This window comes from Vibrio sp. S234-5 (assembly GCF_000960595.1).
GTDB lineage: Bacteria > Pseudomonadota > Gammaproteobacteria > Enterobacterales > Vibrionaceae > Vibrio.
Genome location: NZ_JZAM01000171.1, coordinates 1 through 845, shown reverse-complemented (window position 1 = coordinate 845; position 845 = coordinate 1). Strand labels below are relative to the sequence as shown.

Annotated in this window: 1 protein-coding gene; it reads right to left on the bottom strand. The window is 41.8% G+C overall.

Annotation, left to right across the window (positions count from 1 at the left end; translation table 11 throughout):
- Positions 1-182 precede the first annotated feature (182 nt).
- Positions 183-665 carry a hypothetical protein gene (locus tag UF06_RS08025; RefSeq protein ID WP_052702533.1) on the bottom strand — a complete coding sequence of 161 codons (483 nt, stop codon included), beginning with the start codon at positions 663-665 and terminating at the stop codon, positions 183-185.
- Between the last annotated feature and the right edge of the window lie 180 nt (positions 666-845).

The following is an 845-nucleotide window of genomic DNA, read 5'->3' as shown; positions in this document are numbered from 1 at the left end:
TATCCTTTACGACTACATGGTCAAGTGCATGCAGGAGTTAGCGAAAGCGGAACCTGATATCGATGCACTCCTGCCTTGGAACTTCAAACACTAACAATATCGCCCCGTGGGTTCATGGGGCGGATACCAACTTACCCATAGACTAACGTCAAGCAAAGCAGCCCAACCTGTTTTAAAACATGTCATGTCCTATCCTTTTGCATCATTACACCAGCAGGTTCTGTTTTAGTGGTTTTATCAGATTTCATCCCTTTACCTACGTTATCGCGCCTAAAATCAAACATATTCATTTCAAATGTGTTAATGGATACTTGGTTATTCCCGTGACTATGAGCAATTAGGCGGTGATACGGTTCGCTGTAAGGGGCTTTTGCGCAAGAACCTCCGTACTCACCTGAGTTAACCAACACCACTGGTTGGAACATATGGTAGTGAAGTGCGTCAATCATAGTATCAAACGTATTTACATCTCTATTTAGTGCACATACAACATAAGCATTGGACTTATCTCGTAAGTCAGCACTTAAAGATATATCTGTGGCGTCATAACAGATTGAGCCTGTTAGTATAAAGCCTGTATCGTTAGGAAACCTAGGATGTTTTAATTCAAGCATCAATTGATACGGTCGCCATGACTGGATATGGCCTTTTTCCGCATACATCATATTTTGCTTTCCTTGGAACCGGATAAGCTCCTTTTGATTAGTATTGGCCTTTGGCAGGGCAAGATCATGAACATTTCTTGTACAACGCAAGGTTAAATTTGACCTGAAGCACGGTCTGTGATCTTATGCTCTTCTTTTGGGGAGCGACCATGAATATTAATACCATCAAAGCGCATTTCA

What these genes read in the sequence shown, in the direction of transcription:
- UF06_RS08025 (WP_052702533.1), bottom strand. Translation starts at nt 665, where the DNA reads ATGATGTATGCGGAAAAAGGCCATATCCAGTCATGGCGACCGTATCAA.